The organism is Pedobacter sp. 05L430, assembly GCF_056397585.1.
In genome coordinates this window covers 1-1,231 of sequence record NZ_JBFTNT010000543.1, presented here as the reverse complement: position 1 = coordinate 1,231, position 1,231 = coordinate 1, and the positions used below count along the sequence as shown (strand labels likewise).

Sequence of the window (1,231 nt, the reverse complement as noted above, 5' to 3'; positions counted from 1 at the left end):
GCTTAGAAGAGAGGTTGCCAAATGGTCTCTTTCATGGGGTGGCGATCTGGATGATACAGATATTATAACAACCGCAGGTTGTATTAACGCTGTTGCTTACTGTTTACTGGCCACAACAAAACCGGGAGATACGGTAGCAATTGAAAGCCCTGCTTATTTTGGCATCCTTCAGCTCACCCAAACCATGGGGCTAAATGTTCTGGAACTCCCTACAAATGCAACTACAGGCATAGAACTTGAAGCTTTAAAAAAAGCGCTAACGACGAACAAAATCAAGGTTTGCCTATTGGTTAGCAACTTTAATAACCCTTGCGGCTCTTCTATGCCTGCCGAGCATAAAAAAGAGGTAGTTAAATTACTGGAGCACTATAATGTACCTTTAATTGAAGACGATCTTTATGGCGATCTTTATTTTGGAGCCAACAGGCCAACCACCTGCAAAACATACGACGAAAGTGGATTAGTGCTTTATTGTAATTCTGTATCTAAAACACTTGCGCCCGGTTATAGAGTAGGCTGGGTTGCCCCAGGAAAGTTTAAAGACAAGGTGATGAAGTTAAAATCGAGTCACGCACTTTCGTCTACCACAATCACATCAGAAGTTGTTGCAGATTTTCTAAAGAATGGACGTTACGAGAATCATTTAAGAAAAATACGCCAGATACTTTATAACAACAGCCTGAAGTATAGCAGCGCTATAGCCAATTATTTCCCCGAAAACACACGGGTAAGCAGACCTGATGGAGGATATTTCTTATGGGTAGAGCTGAATAAAGATGTTAGTACACTTGATTTGTATGAACGTGCAATAAAACACAACGTAAGTATTGCTCCAGGCCGAATGTTTAGTTTAAAACAACAATTCGACAATTGCTTAAGGTTAGGTTTTAGTCTTCAATGGAGCGACGAAGTGGAAAAGAAAATTAAGCTGTTGGGGATGCTGGTTAATAAGGGCTAAATCGAATACTACGACGAAATGGTTTGTCCTTCAAGCCAGGCCTTAAAACCGTTTACCCTTTCCCTGCTTATAATGGCCTCAACCTCAACAGCGGGCGACAACTGCAAAATAAACCTGCTATTATAATAGGTAGTAATTTTTTTTATCGCATCAATATGAATAATCAGTTTCCTGTTGATTCTGAAAAACAGGTTCTTATCAAGTAATTTCTCAATCTGATCTAAAGAATAATCCAATGGAATCTTTTGATCAGTCATTGTAGTGGCCCAGGTT

The 1,231-nt window shown here is 39.8% G+C and carries 2 protein-coding genes; one reads left to right on the top strand and one right to left on the bottom strand.

The genetic code is table 11. From position 1 onward, the window contains the following. Nucleotides 1–958, top strand: a 958-nt coding sequence (locus tag AC1DG9_RS27200) for an aminotransferase-like domain-containing protein (RefSeq protein ID WP_477635708.1), incomplete at its 5' end; no start/stop codon positions are given. Between the two features lie 8 nt (nt 959–966). Here AC1DG9_RS27200 and AC1DG9_RS27195 read toward each other — a convergent pair. Then, a partial coding sequence (locus AC1DG9_RS27195) for a LytTR family transcriptional regulator DNA-binding domain-containing protein (RefSeq protein WP_477635707.1) occupies nt 967–1,231 on the bottom strand: 265 nt, incomplete at its 5' end.